Origin of the sequence: Thioalkalivibrio sp. ALJ21, assembly GCF_000378605.1 — a bacterium.
Lineage (GTDB): Bacteria > Pseudomonadota > Gammaproteobacteria > Ectothiorhodospirales > Ectothiorhodospiraceae > Thioalkalivibrio.
The window spans coordinates 229209-247274 of sequence record NZ_KB905156.1; the positions used below are offsets into that span (position 1 = coordinate 229209).

Here is an 18066-nt window from a genome sequence, read left to right on the forward strand (position 1 = left end):
GCTACACGGCGCTTGCCAACCTGAATCACCACTGGCTCGCCCGGCTCGACAACGGTGCCAGGATCCTCGACGCGCTCGCCGCCCAATCGCACCGCACCCTGGCGGATCATGCTGCGGCCTTCGGATGTCGACGCCACCAGGCCGGCGGACTTGAGCACATTTGGGAGCAGTAACCCGTCAGCGGGGACAGGAACCGTAACTTCGGGGAGTTCGTCCGGCAGGGTGTGCTTCTGGAATCGCGCCACGAACGCGGCCTGGGCCTGTTCGCCCTTGCCCGGCCCGTGGAAGCGGTCCACCAATTCTCGGCCAAGCTCGAATTTGATGTCGCGCGGGTTGCGTTCACCCGCCTCGGCATCGCGGCGCGCAGCGCGCACCTCGTCCATGGGGCGCAGGCTGAGCAATTCGTAGTAACGCCACATGAGCTCGTCGGAGATCGACATGAGCTTTCCGAACATGTCGTCCGGGGCATCCTGTACCGCGATGTAATTACCCAGCGACTTGCTCATCTTCTGCACGCCATCCAGGCCCTCGAGGATGGGCATGGTCAGGATGACCTGGGGTGGCATGCCCTCCTGCTTCTGCAGCTCGCGCCCGACCAGAAGGTTGAACTTCTGGTCGGTCCCGCCGAGCTCGACGTCGGCCTTGAGCGCAACCGAGTCATAGCCCTGGATCAGCGGGTACAGAAACTCGTGGATGGCGATCGGCTGATGATCGCGGTAGCGCTTGTGAAAGTCATCGCGCTCGAGCATCCGGGCCACCGTGTGGCGGGAGGCCAGCTGCACCATGCCCGCCGCGCCCAGCGGCTCCATCCAGGTCGAGTTGAAGACCACCTCGGTGCGCTCCGGGTCCAGGATGCGAAAGACCTGATCCCGATAGGTCGCGGCGTTACGCTCGATATCCTCGGAGGAGAGCGGCGGACGAGTAGCATTCTTGCCAGACGGATCGCCTATCCGCCCGGTGAAGTCACCGATCAGAAAAATGATGTGGTGCCCGAGGTCCTGCAGCTGTCGCAGCTTGTTGATAAGCACGGTGTGCCCGAGATGCAGATCGGGGGCCGTGGGATCAAAACCCGCCTTGATCCGCAGCGGCCGCCCCTCTTTCAGACGTTCGCGCAGATCGTCTTCCAGCAGGATCTCGTCCGCCCCGCGGCGAAACACCGCCAGCTGATCGTCCAGTTCCATCATCATCATCTCGCCTTTGGCGAACCGGGCACCGGGAGACCACGCCTGCGACCGATACCGTTCCGCTCTAGAATGCTTGCGTTCGTGAATGACGAGCGCCCGGAGGGCGCGCGCAAAGGGCGCAAGGATACCTTGCGCCCTGCAACGAAGCGAGATGGCTACGCCACCGACAAGGGACGCACGCGGATGACTCAGCGGTTGATTGGATTGATGTCCGGCACCAGCCGGGACGGCGTCGACGCCGTCCTGGTCGAGATTGAAGGAGACGGCTCGCTGCATACCGCAGGGCATTGCCACCTGCCTTACCCGGATGCACTCGAGGAGGATCTCGCAGCCGCCGCGACCGCCGAGGCACTGCGCTTCGAGCATCTGGGCACACTGGACGCCCGGGTCGGGCTGTTCCTGTCGCGCGCGGTCCAGCAGCTACTGGGATCCTCCGGCCTGAAGGCCCAGGACATCCTGGCCATCGGCTCGCACGGACAAACGGTCCACCATGCGCCCGGCGCCGACCCTGCATTCACCTGGCAGATTGGCGACCCATTTCGAATCGCCGAAGCCACCGGCATCGACGTAATCGCGCACTTTCGCCAACGCGACCTCGCGGCGGGTGGCGAGGGGGCTCCGCTGGCCTGCGCATTCCATGCCGCCTGGCTGGGCCACCCGTCCGAGACACGCGCGATCCTGAACCTCGGGGGGATCGCCAATCTGACCTGGCTGGAGCCGGGCCAGCCGGTACGCGGATGCGACAGCGGACCTGCCAACACCCTGCTGGACGGCTGGGCCCGACGGCACCTGGGCCAGCCCTATGATGCCGATGGCTCCTGGGCACGCACGGGACACGTCGACCGGTCACTGCTCGAACAACTCCTCGCGGACCCGTACTTTCAGCGCCCCGCCCCCAAGAGCACGGGGCCCGAGCATTTCTCGCCCCACTGGCTGCGCCAGGTTGGTGGCGAACGGATCGATCGCCTGAACACAGAGGACGTTCAGGCCACCCTGGTCGAACTTACGGTGGAGGGGGTGCGGCTGACGCTTGAATCCCTGCGCACAACCGCACCCGATCGGGTCATCGTCTGCGGCGGCGGCGCCCACAACGGCTACCTGATGGAACGACTGCAAAGCCAGCTGGCCGGCAGCACGGTCGAGACCTCCGAACGCCACGGGATACCCCCTCAACAGGTGGAGGGGGCCGCCTTTGCCTGGCTGGCGTATCGCCATCTGCAACACGAGGCCGGCAACCTGCCGGAGGTCACGGGTGCCCGCGGGCCGCGCATCCTCGGCTGTCGGATCCCCGGATGCGCGCCTGAATCCACATAGAAATACGCACAAAAAAGGCCCGACCGAAACGGCCGGGCCCTGACAATGCGATAACAGTCCTGGACGTCAGACCGAGAAGCTGGACCCGCAACCGCAGGTGGTCGTGGCGTTCGGATTGCGAATCACGAACTGCGCGCCTTCCAGGCCCTCGGTGTAGTCGATCTCGGCACCCACGAGATACTGGAAGCTCATCGGATCGATCAGGAGAGTCACCCCGCCGTTCTCGACCACGGTATCGCCATCGCCAACGGTCTCGTCGAAGGTGAACCCGTACTGGAAGCCGGAGCAGCCACCGCCACTGACGAACACCCTCAGTTTGAGGTTCTCGTTGTTCTCCTCCTCGATCAGCCCCTTCACCTTGCTCGCAGCGGCATCGGTGAAGATCAGCGGGTTCGGGATCTCCATGTCCATTTCTGCCTCGGTGTTGGACGTCATGGCTTCGGACATTGGGTGCCTCCTGTAAGAATCATTTTCATTCACGCTACGGAATACTGACCGTCAGCGTCAAGAATACCCCACGAATGATGCTGGGCACCCCGGGAATAACGCCGCCCTCAGGAGACCGCGGTCTGCGGCTCTCCCTCCTCCACGGGGAGCTCCTCGAGTTCGCCCTGCAGCGGCTCTTCCATGCGCTCGAGCTGGCCGTCGATACTCGCGCCCTCGGTGATCTGCAGGCTCTTGTAGTACAGATGACCGTGCAGCCGTGCGGTCGCGCCGAGTTCGACGTACTCACTCATATGCATATCACCGCGCACTTCGCCATTCACAACCAGGTGCGGCACCATCACCTGCCCTTCGACGACACCCTGAGGGGCGACCATCAGCACGGCGGAGGGATCGCTTGGCGCACGGATACTGCCGACCACGCGGCCCTCGACATACAAGCCCCCGCTGAACTCCAGCTCGCCGCGCACCACGGCGTTCTCCCCAATCATGGTGTCGACCCGGCGCGTCCGCTTGCTGCCGCGCCCCTTCTTGCGTCCGATCATGTCCCTTCTCCCGCCATGCGGCCCCACTCTCCGCGCTTCATGACTGCATCGGGGCCATCGTCTTCATCGGGCTCCACCCTAACGGCTACCGCTTCCGGGGTGAAACCCTCCGGCAATACGACCCGCACGCGCGCGTTGCGCAGCAACCGGAAACCCTCGATTGTACGTTCCTGCTCCACGCCCAGGTCATCGTGATCGAGGGTTGTATCCTCGTCGTCCCCCTCGAAACGCCCGGTAATCTCTACCGACCAGCGCACATCCAGCGACCGGTTCAGGCCCGGCCGGTAGATCTGAAACACGACATCCCAGACCCCGGACTGGCCTGTCGCCTGCAGCGCCAGGTCACGCAAACCCAGACTCGAGTCATCATTGTTTTCCGCCAGTCGCTTGTAGAACGCCACTTCGTCGCGCAACCGTGCGAGTTCGGTCTCCTGGCGCTCGACATCGTCGCGATAGGCATCGACCTCGGTCTCCAACAGCGACAGGCGCCGCAGCGCACGCTGCTGCTCGGCCTCTGCCTGCTGGCGCGCCTCGACCTCGCGCTGCAGTTCGTCCGTCAGGGCATCAATGCGTACCTGGGGGTCAATCACGCCCTCGTCCGGCCAATGCATCCACAGCCAAACACCGATACCGGCCACCAGCAGAAAAGGCGCCAGCAACAATACGCCCAGCCCCCAGCGCCGCCGACGCTGCCGCACCGGCCGGGGCGGCGGGATCCGGGGACGGCGCCGTGGCACCGGTGTCGGGAGCCTGGACATGAAGCAACCGAGTTAGGGGAAGACCGCCAGCTCGCGCAACCCCTCGTCCTCCGGGCAGCCGAACATGAGGTTCATGTTCTGCACGGCCTGCCCGGCCGCCCCCTTGACCAGGTTGTCGATCACCGACAGCACCACCAGTCGATCGGAGTGCGGCGGCCGCGCCACCGCGATCCGGCAGCGGTTGGTGCCCCGCACGCTGGCCGTCTCGGGATGCGAGCCGGGCGGCAGGACGTCGACGAACGGCTCGTCGGCGTAGCGTTGCTCGAAGCAGGCCTGCCAGTCGGTCTCGGCCCGTCGCGGCCGAAGATAGAGAGTTGCATGGATGCCGCGCGTCATCGGCACCAGATGCGGCTGGAAGATCAGCCCGACCTCGCCGCCGGCCACGCCGCTCAGGGTCTGGTGAATCTCCGGCCAGTGCCGGTGCCCGCCGGCCGCGTAGGCACGGAAGTTCTCCTGCACCTCGGCGAAAAGGCCGCCGATCTGGGCCTTGCGCCCCGCACCGCTGACCCCACTCTTGGCATCCGCAATCACGTCGGCCGGGTCGACCAGCCCCTGCTCCAGCAGCGGCAGGACACCAAGCGTCACCGCCGTCGGATAGCAGCCGGGAACAGCGATCAGCCGCGCCGGCCGGATCCGGTCACGATGAATCTCCGGCAGGCCGTACACGGCCTCGTCCAGGTATTCCGGGGCCCCGTGCGCCTGCCCATACCAGCGCGCCCACAGCTCCGGGTCGCGTATACGGAAATCGGCCGAGAGGTCGATGACCCGCACCCCGCGCTCCAGCAACGCGCCGGCCATTGCATGCGCCACACCATGCGGGGTGGCAAAGAACACCACATCGCACTCGCCCAGCACGTCCGGGTCCGGCTCGCGAAAGACCGCGTCCACGGCCCCGCGCAGACTGGGGAACAAATCGGCGACCGCGGTCCCCGCCTCGCCGCGCGAGGTCACCACCGCCAGTTCCGCCGAAGGGTGCCGGGCCAGCAGGCGCAGCAACTCCACGCCGGTGTACCCGGTCGCACCGACAACCCCGATGCGGATAGGTTTGCTATTGGTTGTTGCTGTCATGCTGCGGCATGATACCGGCTTACCACATGGCACGGAACGAAGGCCCACCCAGGCCAGTCGAATCCGGCGAACAATTCGAACCCAACGGGAACCTCTGTATCCATGAGCAGCTTTCGTATCGACCGCAAGGCCATCATTGGCGGCATCTTCATCCTGGCCCTGATCGGGGTTGCCCTGGCGATCTGGCTGGCCGATGACGGCATGCGTCCGGCGCCCGACTTTACCGCCACAACCCTCGATGGCGAGGAGGTCTCGTTGTCGGATTACGAGGGGCGCCCGGTGATGATCTCCTTCTGGGCCACCAACTGCCCGTCCTGCGTGCGCGAGATCCCGAAGCTGATTCACCTGCACGAGACCTACGCCGAGAAGGGCTTCGAGCTGCTGGCGGTCGCCGTCTCCTATGACCCGATCAACCGGGTGGAGTCGATGCGCGAAGACCGCGAGATGCCTTACAAGGTGATCCACGACGCTGAGGACGGTATGTCGCAGGCCTTCGGCGGCGTGCGCCTGACCCCGACCACCTTCGTGATCTCGCCCGGTGGCCGCATCGTCTACCAGAAGCTGGGCGACCCGGACTTCGAGCAGATCGAACGCCACCTGCAGCGCTGGCTGTCCTGAGCAACCACCACCGGCGCCCCTGGGAGACCTGAAGCATGGAAGCCTACAACTGGCTGGTCAGCCTGCATGTGATCTTCATGGTCACCTGGTTCGCCGGGCTGTTCTATCTGCCGCGGCTGTTCGTCTATCACGCGATGACCGACGACGCCCTGGGTCACGAGCGCTTCAAGATCATGGAGCGCAAACTGTTCTACGGGATCATGACCCCCGGCGGGGTGCTGACCATCGCATTTGGCGGGGCCATGCTGGCCCTGATCCCGGGGTATCTGAACGAGCCCTGGATGCACTTCAAGCTGACGCTGGTGGCGCTCCTGGTGATTTACCACATCTGGTGCGGCTGGATCGTGCGCGACTTCCGGGATGATCTGAACCGTCGCGAACACACCTGGTTTCGCTGGTTCAACGAGTTTCCGGTGCCGATCCTGGTCGGGGTGGTGGTGCTGGTGATCAACCGCTCCATCGAGGATGCATTGATTGCAATCGGGGTCGTGCTGGCGATCTTTGTGCTGGCCGCACTGATCGGCTGGTGGAAACGCCGGCGCGAGGCCGCCTGACGCAGGCCGAATCAGTTCTTCCCCGCGCGCACCAGCCCGCCGAGCCCGGCCTGCACCAGGGCATTGTTCAGCAGCGAACGAATCTGCTCTGCGTTCTCCAGCATGCGGCACTGGGCCAGCAGCGCCTCGGCGCGATCCGTGGAGAAGCTGCGGATCACCCACTTCACCCGCGGGATCGCGGACACGCTGACACTGAGGCTGTCGATCCCCATGCCCAGCAGCAGGATCACCGCAGCCGGATCGGCCGCCATCTCGCCGCAAACACTGACCGGCTTGCCCGCCCGGTGCGCCCCGTCGGTGATGGTCTCCAGCGCCCGGATGCAGGCCGGGTGCAGAGTGTCGTAGAGGTTGGCCACGCGCGCGTTGTTGCGATCCACCGCCAGCAGATACTGCACGAGGTCATTGGTCCCCACTGACAGGAAGTCCACGCGCCGCGCCAGCGTCTCCGAGAGATAGACGGCGGCCGGAACCTCGACCATCACCCCGACCTTGGGCATCGGGATCATGAACCCCTCGTCCAGCAGCTCCTCGCGAGCCCGGTTGAGCAGCGTCATCGCCCCCTTCAGTTCGTCCAGCGCCGAGATCATCGGGAACAGGATCTGCAGGTTGTCGTGCGCACAACTCGCCTTGAGCATCGCCCGCAGCTGGGTCAGGAAGATCTCCGGGTGATCCAGCGAGATGCGGATGCCACGCCAGCCCAGAAACGGGTTGTCCTCCTTGACCGGGAAATACGGCAGCGCCTTGTCGCCGCCGATATCCAGCGTGCGCAACGTGACCGGCATCGGGTCGAATGACGCCAGCACCTGTTCGTAGAGCTGGACCTGCTCCTCCTCCCCGGGGAAGCGGTCGCGAATCATGAACGGGACCTCGGTGCGATAAAGCCCCACGCCTTCGGCCCCGGATTCCAGCGATGGCTTGATATCGGCCAGCAACCCGGAGTTCGCCAGCACCGGGACCGCCACACCGTCACGGGTGGCCGCCGGGTCCTTGGCCAGGGCCCGCAGGTCTTCGGCCAGCTCGCGTTCCTCGCGCACCAGGCGCTCGAACTCGGTGCGCAGCTCCGCATTGGGGTTCACGAACAACCGGCCACGATAGCCATCAACCAGGATCTCGCGGTTCTCCAGGCGGCCCACCGGCAGTTCCGAGACCCCCATCACCGCCGGGATGTTGAGCGCCCGCGCCAGGATCGCGATGTGCGAGGAACCCGTACCCTTGGCCGAAACCATTGCGCCCAGGCGTTCGATCGGCACCTCGGCCAGGTGTGACGCGGTCAGGTCATCACCCACCAGGATGCCGCCATCCGGGAACTCCTCCTGGCTGCGCTCGGCCGGCAACAGGTGCGACAGCACCCGCCGACCCAGGTCCCGCACATCGGACGCGCGCTCGCGCAGGTACGGGTCCTCCATGTCGTTAAACACGCGAACGCTCTCACGCACGGTGTCACGCAGGGCGGCGGGGGCCCACTGGCCGTTGCGAATGCGCGCCTCGGTCTTTTGCACCAGCGAGTCCGAGCCCAGCAGCATCAGATAGGCGTCGAACAGCACCTGCTCGTCCGCGCCAAGGGCCTCGCCCATGCGCTGCTTGAGATCCTCGATTTCGGTGCGCGTCTCGGCCACCGCCTTGGCAAGGCGTTCGAGTTCCTCGTCGACCCCGCCCCCCTCGCGATCCGGGATGGAGTCGAGATCCGCCAGCCGATAGGCGACCACAGCCCGGCCGATCGCGACCCCGGGGGAACCGGCGATGCCGGTCGCCTCGACATTGACGTGCCCGATCAGCGGGGTCTCGGAGGAGATCTCGTCGTTGAATTCCGCGTAGGCGATCGCACCGGCCAGCTGCGCGGCCAGGGTAATCAGAAAAGAGACGTGTTCGTCATCGAACTTGCGCGCCTGGTGCTGCTGCACGACCAGCACCCCCAGCAGGTTGCGCTGGTGGATGATCGGCACCCCGAGAAAGGCCAGGAAGTGCTCCTCGCCGGTCTCCGGGAAATAGCGAAAGCGCGGATGATCCTGGGCACTGTCCAGGTTGACCGGCTCGGCGCGCGAGGCAACCAGACCGACCAGGCCCTCGGAGGGGTCCATCTCCACATGCCCGATGGATTCCTCGCGCAGACCCTCCGATGCCATCAACACCAGGCGGCCTGACTGCGGCGACTTCAGGTAGATCGAGCAGACATCGATATCCAGCGCGGCCTTCACGCGGGTCACGATGATGTGCAGCGCTTCGAAGAAATCGGCAGCGCCATTCACCTCCTGCACCACGCGGCGCAGGACCTCCAGCATCGAGGGGGGATTCGGGTTCGTCAACGTGGAGACACCGGGGAGACCTGTGACGGGGCCTGATCGCTGGTGTCACGTCCGTGGGCATTGCGCGGGCGCCGGGCTTCCAGTTCTGGGAACATCAGCGGCACCAGCTCGCACAGCGCACGGCGATAGACCTGGCGCTTGAAATGCACGACCTCGCGCGCCGGGCGCCAGTAGTCAATCCAGCGCCAGTCGTCGAATTCGGGGGTGCCCATCGCATCCAGGATCACGTCGGTCTCGTTGCCCATCATCCGTAACAGAAACCAGCGCTGTTTCTGGCCGATGCAGACCGGGCGGCGATGACGCCGCACCATGCGCTCCGGCAGGCGGTAGCGCAGCCAGTGCTGGGTATTGCCGAGCACCTCGACATGCTCGGGCAGCAGGCCCGTCTCCTCGCGCAGCTCGCGGTACATCGCCTGCTCCGGCGTCTCTTCCGCGCGGATACCGCCCTGGGGAAACTGCCAGGCATCCTGGCCCACGCGTTTGCCCCAGAACAGCTGGCGCTCCCGATTGCACAGGATGATGCCTACGTTGGCTCTATACCCCTCACAATCAATCACTTGCATCAACCAGACGCTTTCTTCACTGATTGCATTGTTCCACAGCCCGAGGCCCCGCGGCAAAGACCTTGGGAAACGCTGATGAATGTACACACTCGCGTTGGTACCCCAGGTTTTCCGAGGCATGGCTGCGTGCGGAGTCATGCCCCGGTAAACTCCCGCCGTCTTCCCAGCGCGACCCCTAATACGCGGAGCGATCCATGAACCTGGCCCTGTTCGACCTCGACAATACCCTGCTCGCCGGCGACAGCGATCACGCCTGGAATCAGTTCCTGGCCGAGGTGGGCGCCGTGCACCCCACCTGTCACGCCGAGACCAATGACCGCTTCTATCAGGAGTATGTCGCAGGGACCCTCGACATCCACGAGTTCTGCCGCTTCGCGTTCAGCCCGCTGGCCGAGCACCCGCGCGCGCAACTGGAACAATGGCGGGAGCAGTTCATCGAGACGCTGATCCGGCCGATGATCGCTCCGGGCGCCCAGCGTCTGCTGGCCCGGCATCGCGAGGCTGGTGACAAGCTGGTGATCATCACCGCGACCAACCAGTTCGTGACCCAGCCGATTGCCGACATCCTCGGCGTGGATCACCTGATCGCCACCCTGGCGGAAGAACGCGAGGACGGGGAGTTCACCGGTGAACTGACGGGCGTGCCCTGCTTTCAGGAAGGCAAGATCGAGCGCCTGCGTCAGCACCTCGCAGATCACCCGGACCCCGAGGGCACCATCACGCAGGCCAGCTTCTACAGCGACTCACGCAACGACATCCCGCTGCTGGAGCAGGTCGGCCGCCCGGTGGCCGTGGATCCCGACCCGACCCTGGCCGCGCACGCCCGGGAGCGTGGCTGGCCGGTGATCTCGCTGCGCGAGCCCGAAGGCTCGGTCAGCTGAACAGACCGGCCATCTGCTCCAGCCGCTGACCGGCCGGGGTATCCCCCTTGCCGGCGGCCACGACCGCATCGCGGTAGCCCGTCACCAGCTCCGGCACCACGGCCGTCACCTGCTTGCGGCGCAGACGCCCGGCGCCGGTGACCGGCCAGGTCGCGCGGAAGTCGCAGTTATCCAGCGCATCGCAGACCCACAGGCTCCACTCGTGCCGCGTCACGTCGATCTCGTGCTGGCGGATCACCAGGCGATAGACATGCTGGGCATTCATATCCGCCATGCCCACCCCGGGGCCCACGTGCTCCACCTGCAGCTCGGCGGCGATCCGGTTGATCTCCTGCTCCAGCGCGGCCAGGGCCTGATCGACCTCCGCATTCAGCGTACCGCCGGCCTTGGCGGCGGCGACCAGGGGACGGATGGACTCGACTTCGAACTCGTGGCTCATGCTGCGTACACTCCCGGGATTCGGAACAGGAACGCCCCGGGGGGTGCCGGGGCGCGCGCAACCTTAGCACGGGAGCCCCCATTCATGAATCATCCCCCGATCGCGCTGACCATTGCCGGCTCCGACCCCGGCGGCGGTGCGGGTCTGCAGGCCGACCTGACCACCTTCACCCGCCTCGGCGTACACGGGGCCACGGCGGTGACCGCGATCACCGTGCAGGACACCCGCAACGTGGTGGATTTCACCGTGCTGCCGCCGGAGCAGCTGCGCGCCCAAATCGAGGTCACCCTGGCCGATCTCGAGGTCGCGGCGATCAAGATCGGCATGCTCGGCTCGGTGGAGAACGTCACCGTCGTCTCCGCACTGCTCGGCGCACACCCGCACATCCCGGTGGTACTGGACCCGGTAATGGTCGCCGGCGGCGGCGGCGCGCTGGCGACCGAGGCGGTCGTCGACGCCACGCGCGAGGCCCTGCTGCCGCGGGCCACGCTGATCACCCCGAACGGACCCGAGGCCGCCCGCCTGGCCCGCCGCGAGGACCCCGCGCAGTGGGGCCACCAGCTGCGCCAACTGGGCGCGCGCAACGTGCTGGTCACCGGCGGGCACGAGGGCACCGAACAAGACCCGATCATCAATCGCCTCTACCGCGAGGACGACCACGTGCGCCCGTTCGAGCTGCCACGCCACCCGGCCGGCTTCCACGGCTCCGGCTGCACCCTGGCCGCGGCGATCGCCGCCTTCCTCGCCCGTGGCCGCGATATCGAGCCAGCCGTAATCGAGGCCCAGGCCCTCATGAACGATGCCATCGCCCGTGGCTACGCCCCCGGTCACGGCCAGCACATCCCCAACCGCCTGTGCCCGCATGACGACTGACAGCCGAGCGCCCCTGCGCGGGCTTTACTTCATCACCCCTGCGGTACCGGAGGGCGCGGACCCGCGCGCGACCAACCTCGCCCATGCCGAGGCCGCGCTGCGCGGCGGCGCCAGCCTGATCCAGTTCCGCGACAAGCAACTCGCAGGCGACGCGCGCGAGGCGATCGCCCGCGAGCTGGTCGCCCTTGCCCACACGCACGGTGCGCGCTGCATCATCAACGACGATACCGAGCTGGCCGCGCGCACCCAGGCCGATGGCGTGCATCTGGGTCGCGACGACCCGGACCCGGCCGCAGCCCGCGCGCTCCTGGGGCCGGACGCGGTCATCGGGGTCTCCTGTTACAACGAACTGGCGCGCGCCGAAGCCGCCGCCCGGGCCGGCGCCAGCTATGTCGCCTTCGGCACCATGTTCGCCTCCCCGACCAAGCCGCTGGCCGCCTATGCCGGGCCGGAGCTGATCCGCCAGGCACGCGCGGCCCTGGACCTGCCGATCTGCGGCATCGGCGGCATCACCCCGGACAACGCGGCGGAGGTGGTCGCGGCCGGGGCGGATCTGGTCGCCGTGATCCAGGGCATCAGCGCCGCGCCCGACCCGGAGGCCGCCGCACGGCGCATCAGCACACTGTTCGACTGACCACTTTGCACCGCCCGGCGGCCGCCGCTATGGTTGCCAGGCCTACCGATTCCATTGAACTACAGGGACACCGTCATGCAGGAAACCGAGCGTCTGTTCGAGGCCGCCAAGCAGCACATCCCCGGGGGCGTGAACTCCCCGGTCCGCGCATTCAAGGGCGTGGGCGGCACCCCGATCTTCATGGACCGCGCCAACGGCGCCTACATGTGGGACGCCGACGGCCAGCGCTACATCGACTACATCGGCTCCTGGGGCCCGATGGTCGCCGGCCACGCCCACCCCGAGGTGATCGAGGCGGTGCGCGAGGCCTGCAACAACGGCCTGTCCTTCGGCTGCCCGACGCGGCTGGAAAACGACATGGCCGCGAAGGTCTGCGAACTGGTGCCGTCGATGGACCTGGTGCGCATGACCAACTCGGGCTCCGAGGCGACCATGAGCGCGATCCGGCTGGCACGCGGCTACACCGGGCGCGACCGCATCGTGAAGTTCGAGGGCAACTACCACGGCCATGGCGACTCGCTGCTGGTGAAGGCCGGCTCCGGTGCCCTGACCCTCGGCCAGCCGAGCTCCCCCGGCGTGCCGAAGGAACTGGCCGCCCTGACCAGCACCCTCACCTACAACGACCCGGACGGCGTGCGTGCCTTCTTTGCGGAGAAGGGCGACGAGGTCGCCTGCATCATCGTCGAGCCGATCGCCGGCAACATGAACTGCATCCCGCCGGAACCGGGCTTCCTGGAGACCCTGCGCGAGGTCTGCGACCAGCACGGCGCGGTGCTGATCTTCGACGAGGTGATGACCGGCTTCCGCGTCTCGAAGAACTGTGCACAGGGCTATCTTGGCGTCACCCCGGACCTGACCACGCTGGGCAAGATCATCGGCGGCGGCATGCCGGTGGGGGCCTTCGGCGGCAAGCGCGCGATCATGGAACACCTCTCGCCGCTGGGCCCGGTCTACCAGGCCGGCACCCTGTCCGGGAACCCGATCGCGATGACCGCCGGGCTCAAGACCCTGGAGATCCTGTCCCGTCCGGGCTTCCACGACGAACTGGAGCAGCGCACCAAGAAGGTCGTCGCGGGCTTCGAGGACGCCGCGCGCGAGGCCGGGGTCGCCCTGACCACCAACCAGGTGCCGGGCATGTTCGGGCTATTTTTCTCGGACCGGAAGATCACCGACTTCGCCGGGGCCACCGCCTGCGACACCGCCGCCTTCGGCCGCTTCTTCCACGCGATGCTGGGCGAGGGCATCTACCTGGCCCCTAGCGCCTTCGAGGCCGGCTTCATGTCCAACGCCCACTCGGACGCGGACCTCGATGCCACCATAGAGGCCGCCCGCAAGTGCTTCAAGGCGCTCTGAGCGCCTGCCCCGTCTCGCCGGGCCGGCCGGCTCCATGCCCGCCGGCCCGATCCCTGCCTGACGCATCCACCCTCTCATGCTCGAGACCCTGACCCAGTCGCCGCTTGGTCTGGGCCTGCTGTTCGTGGCCCTGGGGCTGGTCGCCGGTATCCCGGCCGGGATGTTCGGCATCGGCGGCGGGCTGATCCTGGTGCCGGTATTTGTCGCCATCTTCAGCCTGTTGGCCTTCGACTCGGCCAGCCTGGTGCAGCTCGCGGTCGGCTCCTCGCTGGGCGCGATCATCCCCACCGCGATCCTCTCCGCCCGCGCCCACCACCGCCGCGGCGGAGTAGACGGCACGGCCGTGCGGCGCCTGCTGCCGGGGATCATCGTCGGGGCCCTGCTCGGGGCCTGGCTGGCCACGCGCATCGACTCAGACCACCTGGGGCGCATCTTCGGCGCCTTCGAGGTCGCGATCGGAATCTGGATGCTGCTCAACGTTCAGCCGCCGAAAGCGCCCGTGCCGAGGCGCAGCGTCTGGCTGGGCGGCGGCACCGTAATCGGGGCCGTCTCCTCGCTAATCGGCATCGGCGGCGGCACGCTGACCACGCCGTTCCTGGTCAGCCAGGGACTGGAACTGCGCCGGGCGATCGGCTCGGCCGCGGCCCTCGGCGTGCCGATCTCCATCGGCGCGAGCCTGGTGTTCGCCCTGCCGCAGTGGACCGATCCGGCCTACCAGGCGCCAGAATGGGCGCTGGGGTATCTCTACCTGCCGGCCATCCTCGGCGTGGTCATCGGCACAGCCATCAGCGTGCGCGCGGGCGTCTGGCTCACGCATCACCTGCCCATCGCCATCCTCCGCCGCGGCTTCGCCGGCGTCCTGATCCTCGCCGGTATCCTGATGCTCCTGCGCTAGTCCAGCTCATCGCAGCGCCCCCATGCGCGACCACGCGGCCCTGTGCCTCCGCCTGCCTTGTTGAGGCTGGCCTTAGCTCGGCATCCGGTGTTTACGTGCCCTCGTCCGGCCGCCTGCCAAGCGCTCACTCGCGAGCGCGCCGCGAGTTACTTCTTTGCTCGTGCAAAGAAGTAACCAAGAAACACGCCCGGGATTCGCCCAGGAACCTTGCTCCGGGCGCGCCAGGCCGGCGGCGCTGAAACTCGCTTCGCTCAGACAGTCAGCGCCTTTTCTCCGTCCTGCCACGCCCTCCACAAGGGGCTCATATCGGGAGGGAAAGTCAAAACCGGTGGTATTCCAGCACTTCTGGCTACTCCGTACGCCGTAGGGTGCGTTGAACGCCGCGAAACGCACCGTTCCAACGCCGTGGTAACCCTGATGCGATTCGCTTCGCTCATCCGCATCCTACGATGGGATCTGGCGCCCGCTGGCGGGCGCGGCACGCCAGGGCCGAAGGCCGCGCGTGCCCAGGATGTCGGAACACCTAGCCTTCAACCATTGCCACGAACGTCTGGATCGCCGTTGTCTTGACCTTCATCCCCCCGTATGAAGCCCCTTGCGGAAGGGTCCTCGGGACGGAAGAGAGGCGCTGACTGTCTGAGCGGAGCGTAGCGCAGCGAGTTTCAGCGCCGCCGGCCCGAGGGCCCTGGAGCAAGGTTCCCGGGCGGAATCCGGGTGCCCTTCTTTGGGTACTTTCTTGGGCAAGCAAGAAAGTGCCTCGCGGCGCGCTCGCGAGTGAGCGCTTGGCAGGCGGCCGGACGAAGGCACGTAAACACCAGAGGACGAACCGGGGCCAGCCTGAAAAGACGGAGCTACCGACGAAGACGCTCCAGGCACTCGGGGGTGGAGACACGGGGTGTCCAGCCGAGCTGCTCGCGGGCGCGTGAGCAGTCCATCTGGAGGGCGCCGTCAAGGCCCTGGACCCATCCGGGATCGCCGGCGTGACGGGTGAGTCGCCAGGCCAGCGGGTGCAGCGCCCGGATCAGGCCCGGGGGCACCGGGATACCCCAGCGGCGTCCGTGAAGCGCCATCCGGCGCATGGACCAGACGGGCTCGGCACCGAGGTTGAAGATACCCCCCGCCTGACGTGCGACCGCTCGCACCACCGCGTCCGCGGCGTCGTCCTCCCACAGGATCTGCACCGGCACCTCGGCGCCACCCGGATACACGCGGCTGCGCGCAACCCGGCGCAGCAGCGGGTGGGCATGCGGCCCCACGAGCGCCGGGGGCCGGAGGATGCAGGTAGTCAGATCGGGATACTGCGCGGCGACCGCCAGCAGGACCTGCTCGGTGGCGACCTTGTCCTCGGCGTACGGAAATCGTGGCCGCGCCGGGCTGCGCTCGGTCAACGGGCGCGGCGAATCCGGCCACGGACCATAGACCGCGGCGCTGGAGAGAAAGACGATCTGGCGCACACCGGCCGCGGCGGCTGCCTGAAAGACGTGGCGGCTCAGCTCGACATTCTGCGCACGCACCCAGTCGCGGTCGCAGCGCCGGCGCCCGCCCTGCCCGCCCATCAACTGGAAGGCGAGGTGTATCAGGCTGTCATGCCCGGCCAGGTGTTCCGCGCCGAGATCCGCGAGATCGGCTTGTAGAGGGGGCGTATGCGCGTTCGCCACAACCGGGCGGCGGTCGATCGCGGTAACAGACCGGATACCCTCGGTGGCGGCCAGGGCCGGAACAAGCACCTGGCCCAGGCGCCCGGCGGCGCCGGTCACGGCGACCCGCATGGACGGCTATCCAGCCGTGCCGGTGGCGCCCGGGGCGCGTTCGGCAAAGGCCGGCATGACCTCCTCGGCAAAGCAGTCCATGGACTCCAGCGCGAGTTCGTGGGGCACGGCCCCGGCCCCGAAGGCCAGCAGGACCTGGTCGACCCCGGCCTCGCGCAGCCCCTCGATGCGCTCGCGACACTCGGCGGGCGTGCCAACCAGCGTCATGCCCAGCATGTCGAGGATCTTCAGGTTGATCCCGGCCTTGACCAGGTGGCGGAAGCGGCCGAGCGAACGATAGTAGTCGTAGCCCTCGATCAGCCGCTCCAGCACCGGCAGGGTCTGCTGGAACATGTGACGGTAGAACCACTCGAACGCCGGCTTGGCCTCGCGGCGGGCGCGCTTGCCATCCGGCAGGCACAGCACCCCGAGGGTCATCCCGACGCGCGGCGGGTGGGCGATATCGGTACGCGATGCGTCCCAGGCTTCGTGGTACAGACGGATGTCCTCGCGGATCATCTGCCAGGGCTTGAACGGGCCCGCTAGCGCGCCAATGCCCTGCTCGGCCGCCCAGGTGAAGGACTCCGGGCTGACTGCGGCGGTCCAGATCGGCGGGTGCGGGGCCTGCACCGGGCGCGGCATCACGGGCACGTCGTCCAGGTGATGGAACGGGCCGTCCTGGGAGATCCGGCCAGTGGCGAAGGCCTGGCGCAGCGCATCCAGTCCGGCATCGACCCGCGCGCGGGACTCGCTCATCTCGGCGCCGAATGTGGCATATTCGCGCGGCGAGAAGCCGCGCCCGATGCCCAGGTCCAGACGCCCGCCCGAGAGCTGGTCGAGCATGCCGACCCGCTGTGCGACCCGCAGCGGGTGGTGGTAGGGCAGCGGGACCACGCCGAGGCCCAGACGCAGGCGTTCGGTGCGCTGGCTGGCCGCGGCCAGGACCAGATCTGGGGCGGTGCTGTGGGAGAATTCCGGCATCAGGTGGTGTTCCACCAGCCAGGCGGTGCCGTAGCCGAGACGATCGGCCCGCTCCCACAGGGCCAGGGTCCGGTCGATCACCTCGGTCTCGGAGGTCTGCAGAAACTCCGGCACCGAGAGTTCATGAAAGAGGTCGAAGCGCATGGCGCCAACTGTGCCGCGCGCGCGTTGGGGATACAAGCAAACCCGTCAGGCTGCGGTTGAACGAGGGAGACGCGGATGCCGAAGGATCAACAAGCGCTGGAGCTTCTGGCTGCCGGGGTCGCGGCCCCCGGAGAGCCCTGGTGGGAGGCCTTCTTCCCGGACGACCTCCCAACCGACTGGCAGCTGGAGTACTACACCCACTACCACAGCCGTCTGTTGCTGCCCGCCACTGCCTGGGCGGCACCGGGTGAAGGCCCGTTCGGGCCATGGGCCGAGGCAGTCCCCGCCAAGCTGCAGCTGACACTGGAGTGGCCCGGGGACTTGGCGCCGGAAGCAGGCGTGGCCGCCCTGGCCCGAATCGAGAACGAGCTGGGCGGCACGCTGCAGGGTGTCGCCCTCGGCGTCATGGGTGCCGAGAATGCCGCCGCCGTGGAGGCGGCGCTCAAGGGCAGCCACGTGAAAACCGCCTTGCTGGCCGGACCCGCCGAGGCTCACAAACTGCCGGGCACCCGCGAGGCCCTGTGGTATCCGGGCCGAGACGGCGCCGGCCTGTGGCAGATCGAACCGGAGACGGACCTGGACCCGATGGGATGGCGCGCCCTGGTGGAGGCCCTGACCGCGGCCGGCGGCCAGGGCCCGACGCCCGTGTTCCTGAGAGCGAGACCGGATCGACTTTCCGAGTTTCGCACCATCTCCCAGTTGCTGGGGGTGGGATGAACTACCCCCAAACCGGTTTGACCGGGCATCGGTCCCGCGCCAGACTCCCG

General features: G+C 67.4%; 19 protein-coding genes (1 of these 19 cut by a window edge). 9 read left to right on the plus strand and 10 right to left on the minus strand.

The window, feature by feature from the left end; genetic code table 11:
• A protein-coding gene (tyrS, locus tag F579_RS0107105; RefSeq protein ID WP_026301002.1) for a tyrosine--tRNA ligase crosses the window boundary here: on the minus strand, window positions 1-1184 show its 5' portion. It extends 25 nt beyond the left edge of the window; the window shows 1184 of its 1209 coding nt (coding positions 1-1184); its start codon is at window positions 1182-1184; its stop codon lies off the left edge, out of view.
• A 183-nt stretch (window positions 1185-1367) separates the two neighbouring features.
• Here tyrS and F579_RS0107110 point away from each other — a divergent pair, with 183 nt between their 5' ends.
• Complete coding sequence (locus tag F579_RS0107110; RefSeq protein WP_026301001.1) at window positions 1368-2498, plus strand: anhydro-N-acetylmuramic acid kinase; 1131 nt, start codon at window positions 1368-1370, stop codon at window positions 2496-2498.
• A gap of 66 nt (window positions 2499-2564) precedes the next feature.
• Here F579_RS0107110 and erpA read toward each other — a convergent pair whose 3' ends face one another.
• The 4 genes from erpA to argC form a co-directional block, all read right to left on the minus strand.
• Window positions 2565-2945, minus strand: a complete 381-nt coding sequence (gene erpA, locus F579_RS0107115) for an iron-sulfur cluster insertion protein ErpA (RefSeq protein WP_012981816.1) — start codon at window positions 2943-2945, stop codon at window positions 2565-2567.
• A gap of 107 nt (window positions 2946-3052) precedes the next feature.
• Window positions 3053-3487, minus strand: a complete 435-nt coding sequence (locus F579_RS0107120; protein ID WP_019023812.1) for a polymer-forming cytoskeletal protein — start codon at window positions 3485-3487, stop codon at window positions 3053-3055.
• A complete protein-coding gene (locus F579_RS0107125; protein WP_051076686.1) occupies window positions 3484-4245 on the minus strand; it encodes a DUF6776 family protein in 762 nt (253 codons plus the stop codon). The genes F579_RS0107120 and F579_RS0107125 overlap by 4 nt, the downstream gene beginning before the upstream one ends.
• Before the next feature lie 12 nt (window positions 4246-4257).
• On the minus strand, window positions 4258-5313 hold the full coding sequence (argC, locus tag F579_RS0107130; protein ID WP_038029751.1) for an N-acetyl-gamma-glutamyl-phosphate reductase: 1056 nt from the start codon (window positions 5311-5313) through the stop codon (window positions 4258-4260).
• Between the two features lie 102 nt (window positions 5314-5415).
• On the opposite strand from argC, the gene F579_RS0107135 reads away from it, so the two are divergent.
• Both F579_RS0107135 and F579_RS0107140 read left to right on the plus strand, forming a co-directional pair.
• Window positions 5416-5931 (plus strand): peroxiredoxin, encoded by a 516-nt coding sequence (locus F579_RS0107135; protein WP_019023809.1) that lies wholly within the window; start codon window positions 5416-5418, stop codon window positions 5929-5931.
• A gap of 35 nt (window positions 5932-5966) precedes the next feature.
• Complete coding sequence (locus F579_RS0107140; protein ID WP_018137836.1) at window positions 5967-6485, plus strand: CopD family protein; 519 nt, start codon at window positions 5967-5969, stop codon at window positions 6483-6485.
• 11 nt (window positions 6486-6496) lie between these two features.
• Here the strand turns inward: F579_RS0107140 and ptsP are convergent, their stop codons facing one another.
• The gene (gene ptsP, locus F579_RS0107145) at window positions 6497-8764 is read right to left on the minus strand and encodes a phosphoenolpyruvate--protein phosphotransferase (protein WP_019023808.1); all 2268 of its coding nucleotides are present in this window, start codon (window positions 8762-8764) and stop codon (window positions 6497-6499) included.
• 20 nt (window positions 8765-8784) lie between these two features.
• A complete protein-coding gene (locus F579_RS0107150; protein WP_019023807.1) occupies window positions 8785-9351 on the minus strand; it encodes an RNA pyrophosphohydrolase in 567 nt (188 codons plus the stop codon).
• Window positions 9352-9545: 194 nt separating this feature from the next.
• Between F579_RS0107150 and F579_RS0107155 the strand changes: the two genes are divergently transcribed.
• The gene (locus tag F579_RS0107155) at window positions 9546-10232 is read left to right on the plus strand and encodes an HAD family phosphatase (protein ID WP_019023806.1); all 687 of its coding nucleotides are present in this window, start codon (window positions 9546-9548) and stop codon (window positions 10230-10232) included.
• Here the strand turns inward: F579_RS0107155 and F579_RS0107160 are convergent.
• A complete protein-coding gene (locus F579_RS0107160) occupies window positions 10225-10671 on the minus strand; it encodes a hypothetical protein (RefSeq protein WP_019023805.1) in 447 nt (148 codons plus the stop codon). The genes F579_RS0107155 and F579_RS0107160 overlap by 8 nt on opposite strands.
• Before the next feature lie 84 nt (window positions 10672-10755).
• Between F579_RS0107160 and thiD the strand changes: the two genes are divergently transcribed.
• The 4 genes from thiD (at window position 10756) to F579_RS0107180 (ending at window position 14426) form a co-directional block, all read left to right on the plus strand.
• Window positions 10756-11544, plus strand: a complete 789-nt coding sequence (gene thiD / locus F579_RS0107165) for a bifunctional hydroxymethylpyrimidine kinase/phosphomethylpyrimidine kinase (protein ID WP_019023804.1) — start codon at window positions 10756-10758, stop codon at window positions 11542-11544.
• On the plus strand, window positions 11534-12178 hold the full coding sequence (gene thiE, locus F579_RS0107170; protein ID WP_019023803.1) for a thiamine phosphate synthase: 645 nt from the start codon (window positions 11534-11536) through the stop codon (window positions 12176-12178). The genes thiD and thiE overlap by 11 nt, the downstream gene beginning before the upstream one ends.
• Window positions 12179-12253: 75 nt before the next feature.
• Entirely contained in the window at window positions 12254-13531 is a 1278-nt protein-coding gene (hemL, locus tag F579_RS0107175; RefSeq protein ID WP_019023802.1) for a glutamate-1-semialdehyde 2,1-aminomutase, read from the plus strand.
• Between the two features lie 76 nt (window positions 13532-13607).
• Window positions 13608-14426: a sulfite exporter TauE/SafE family protein gene (locus F579_RS0107180; protein WP_019023801.1), complete on the plus strand. Its 819-nt coding sequence runs from the start codon at window positions 13608-13610 to the stop codon at window positions 14424-14426.
• 851 nt (window positions 14427-15277) lie between these two features.
• Here the strand turns inward: F579_RS0107180 and F579_RS0107185 are convergent.
• Entirely contained in the window at window positions 15278-16195 is a 918-nt protein-coding gene (locus tag F579_RS0107185) for an NAD-dependent epimerase/dehydratase family protein (RefSeq protein WP_019023800.1), read from the minus strand.
• Window positions 16196-16201: 6 nt separating this feature from the next.
• On the minus strand, window positions 16202-17299 hold the full coding sequence (locus F579_RS0107190; protein WP_019023799.1) for an LLM class flavin-dependent oxidoreductase: 1098 nt from the start codon (window positions 17297-17299) through the stop codon (window positions 16202-16204).
• Window positions 17300-17374: 75 nt separating this feature from the next.
• Between F579_RS0107190 and F579_RS0107195 the strand changes: the two genes are divergently transcribed.
• On the plus strand, window positions 17375-18016 hold the full coding sequence (locus F579_RS0107195; protein ID WP_019023798.1) for a hypothetical protein: 642 nt from the start codon (window positions 17375-17377) through the stop codon (window positions 18014-18016).
• Window positions 18017-18066: the final 50 nt, after the last annotated feature.

Coding starts and splice junctions, on each gene's coding strand:
- F579_RS0107110 (WP_026301001.1), top strand. CDS start 1,368: ATGACTCAGCGGTTGATTGGATTGATGTCCGGCACCAGCCGGGACGGC.
- erpA (WP_012981816.1), bottom strand. CDS start 2,945: ATGTCCGAAGCCATGACGTCCAACACCGAGGCAGAAATGGACATGGAG.
- F579_RS0107120 (WP_019023812.1), bottom strand. CDS start 3,487: ATGATCGGACGCAAGAAGGGGCGCGGCAGCAAGCGGACGCGCCGGGTC.
- F579_RS0107125 (WP_051076686.1), bottom strand. CDS start 4,245: ATGTCCAGGCTCCCGACACCGGTGCCACGGCGCCGTCCCCGGATCCCG.
- argC (WP_038029751.1), bottom strand. CDS start 5,313: ATGACAGCAACAACCAATAGCAAACCTATCCGCATCGGGGTTGTCGGT.
- F579_RS0107135 (WP_019023809.1), top strand. CDS start 5,416: ATGAGCAGCTTTCGTATCGACCGCAAGGCCATCATTGGCGGCATCTTC.
- F579_RS0107140 (WP_018137836.1), top strand. CDS start 5,967: ATGGAAGCCTACAACTGGCTGGTCAGCCTGCATGTGATCTTCATGGTC.
- ptsP (WP_019023808.1), bottom strand. CDS start 8,764: ATGCTGGAGGTCCTGCGCCGCGTGGTGCAGGAGGTGAATGGCGCTGCC.
- F579_RS0107150 (WP_019023807.1), bottom strand. CDS start 9,351: ATGCAAGTGATTGATTGTGAGGGGTATAGAGCCAACGTAGGCATCATC.
- F579_RS0107155 (WP_019023806.1), top strand. CDS start 9,546: ATGAACCTGGCCCTGTTCGACCTCGACAATACCCTGCTCGCCGGCGAC.
- F579_RS0107160 (WP_019023805.1), bottom strand. CDS start 10,671: ATGAGCCACGAGTTCGAAGTCGAGTCCATCCGTCCCCTGGTCGCCGCC.
- thiD (WP_019023804.1), top strand. CDS start 10,756: ATGAATCATCCCCCGATCGCGCTGACCATTGCCGGCTCCGACCCCGGC.
- thiE (WP_019023803.1), top strand. CDS start 11,534: ATGACGACTGACAGCCGAGCGCCCCTGCGCGGGCTTTACTTCATCACC.
- hemL (WP_019023802.1), top strand. CDS start 12,254: ATGCAGGAAACCGAGCGTCTGTTCGAGGCCGCCAAGCAGCACATCCCC.
- F579_RS0107180 (WP_019023801.1), top strand. CDS start 13,608: ATGCTCGAGACCCTGACCCAGTCGCCGCTTGGTCTGGGCCTGCTGTTC.
- F579_RS0107185 (WP_019023800.1), bottom strand. CDS start 16,195: ATGCGGGTCGCCGTGACCGGCGCCGCCGGGCGCCTGGGCCAGGTGCTT.
- F579_RS0107190 (WP_019023799.1), bottom strand. CDS start 17,299: ATGCGCTTCGACCTCTTTCATGAACTCTCGGTGCCGGAGTTTCTGCAG.
- F579_RS0107195 (WP_019023798.1), top strand. CDS start 17,375: ATGCCGAAGGATCAACAAGCGCTGGAGCTTCTGGCTGCCGGGGTCGCG.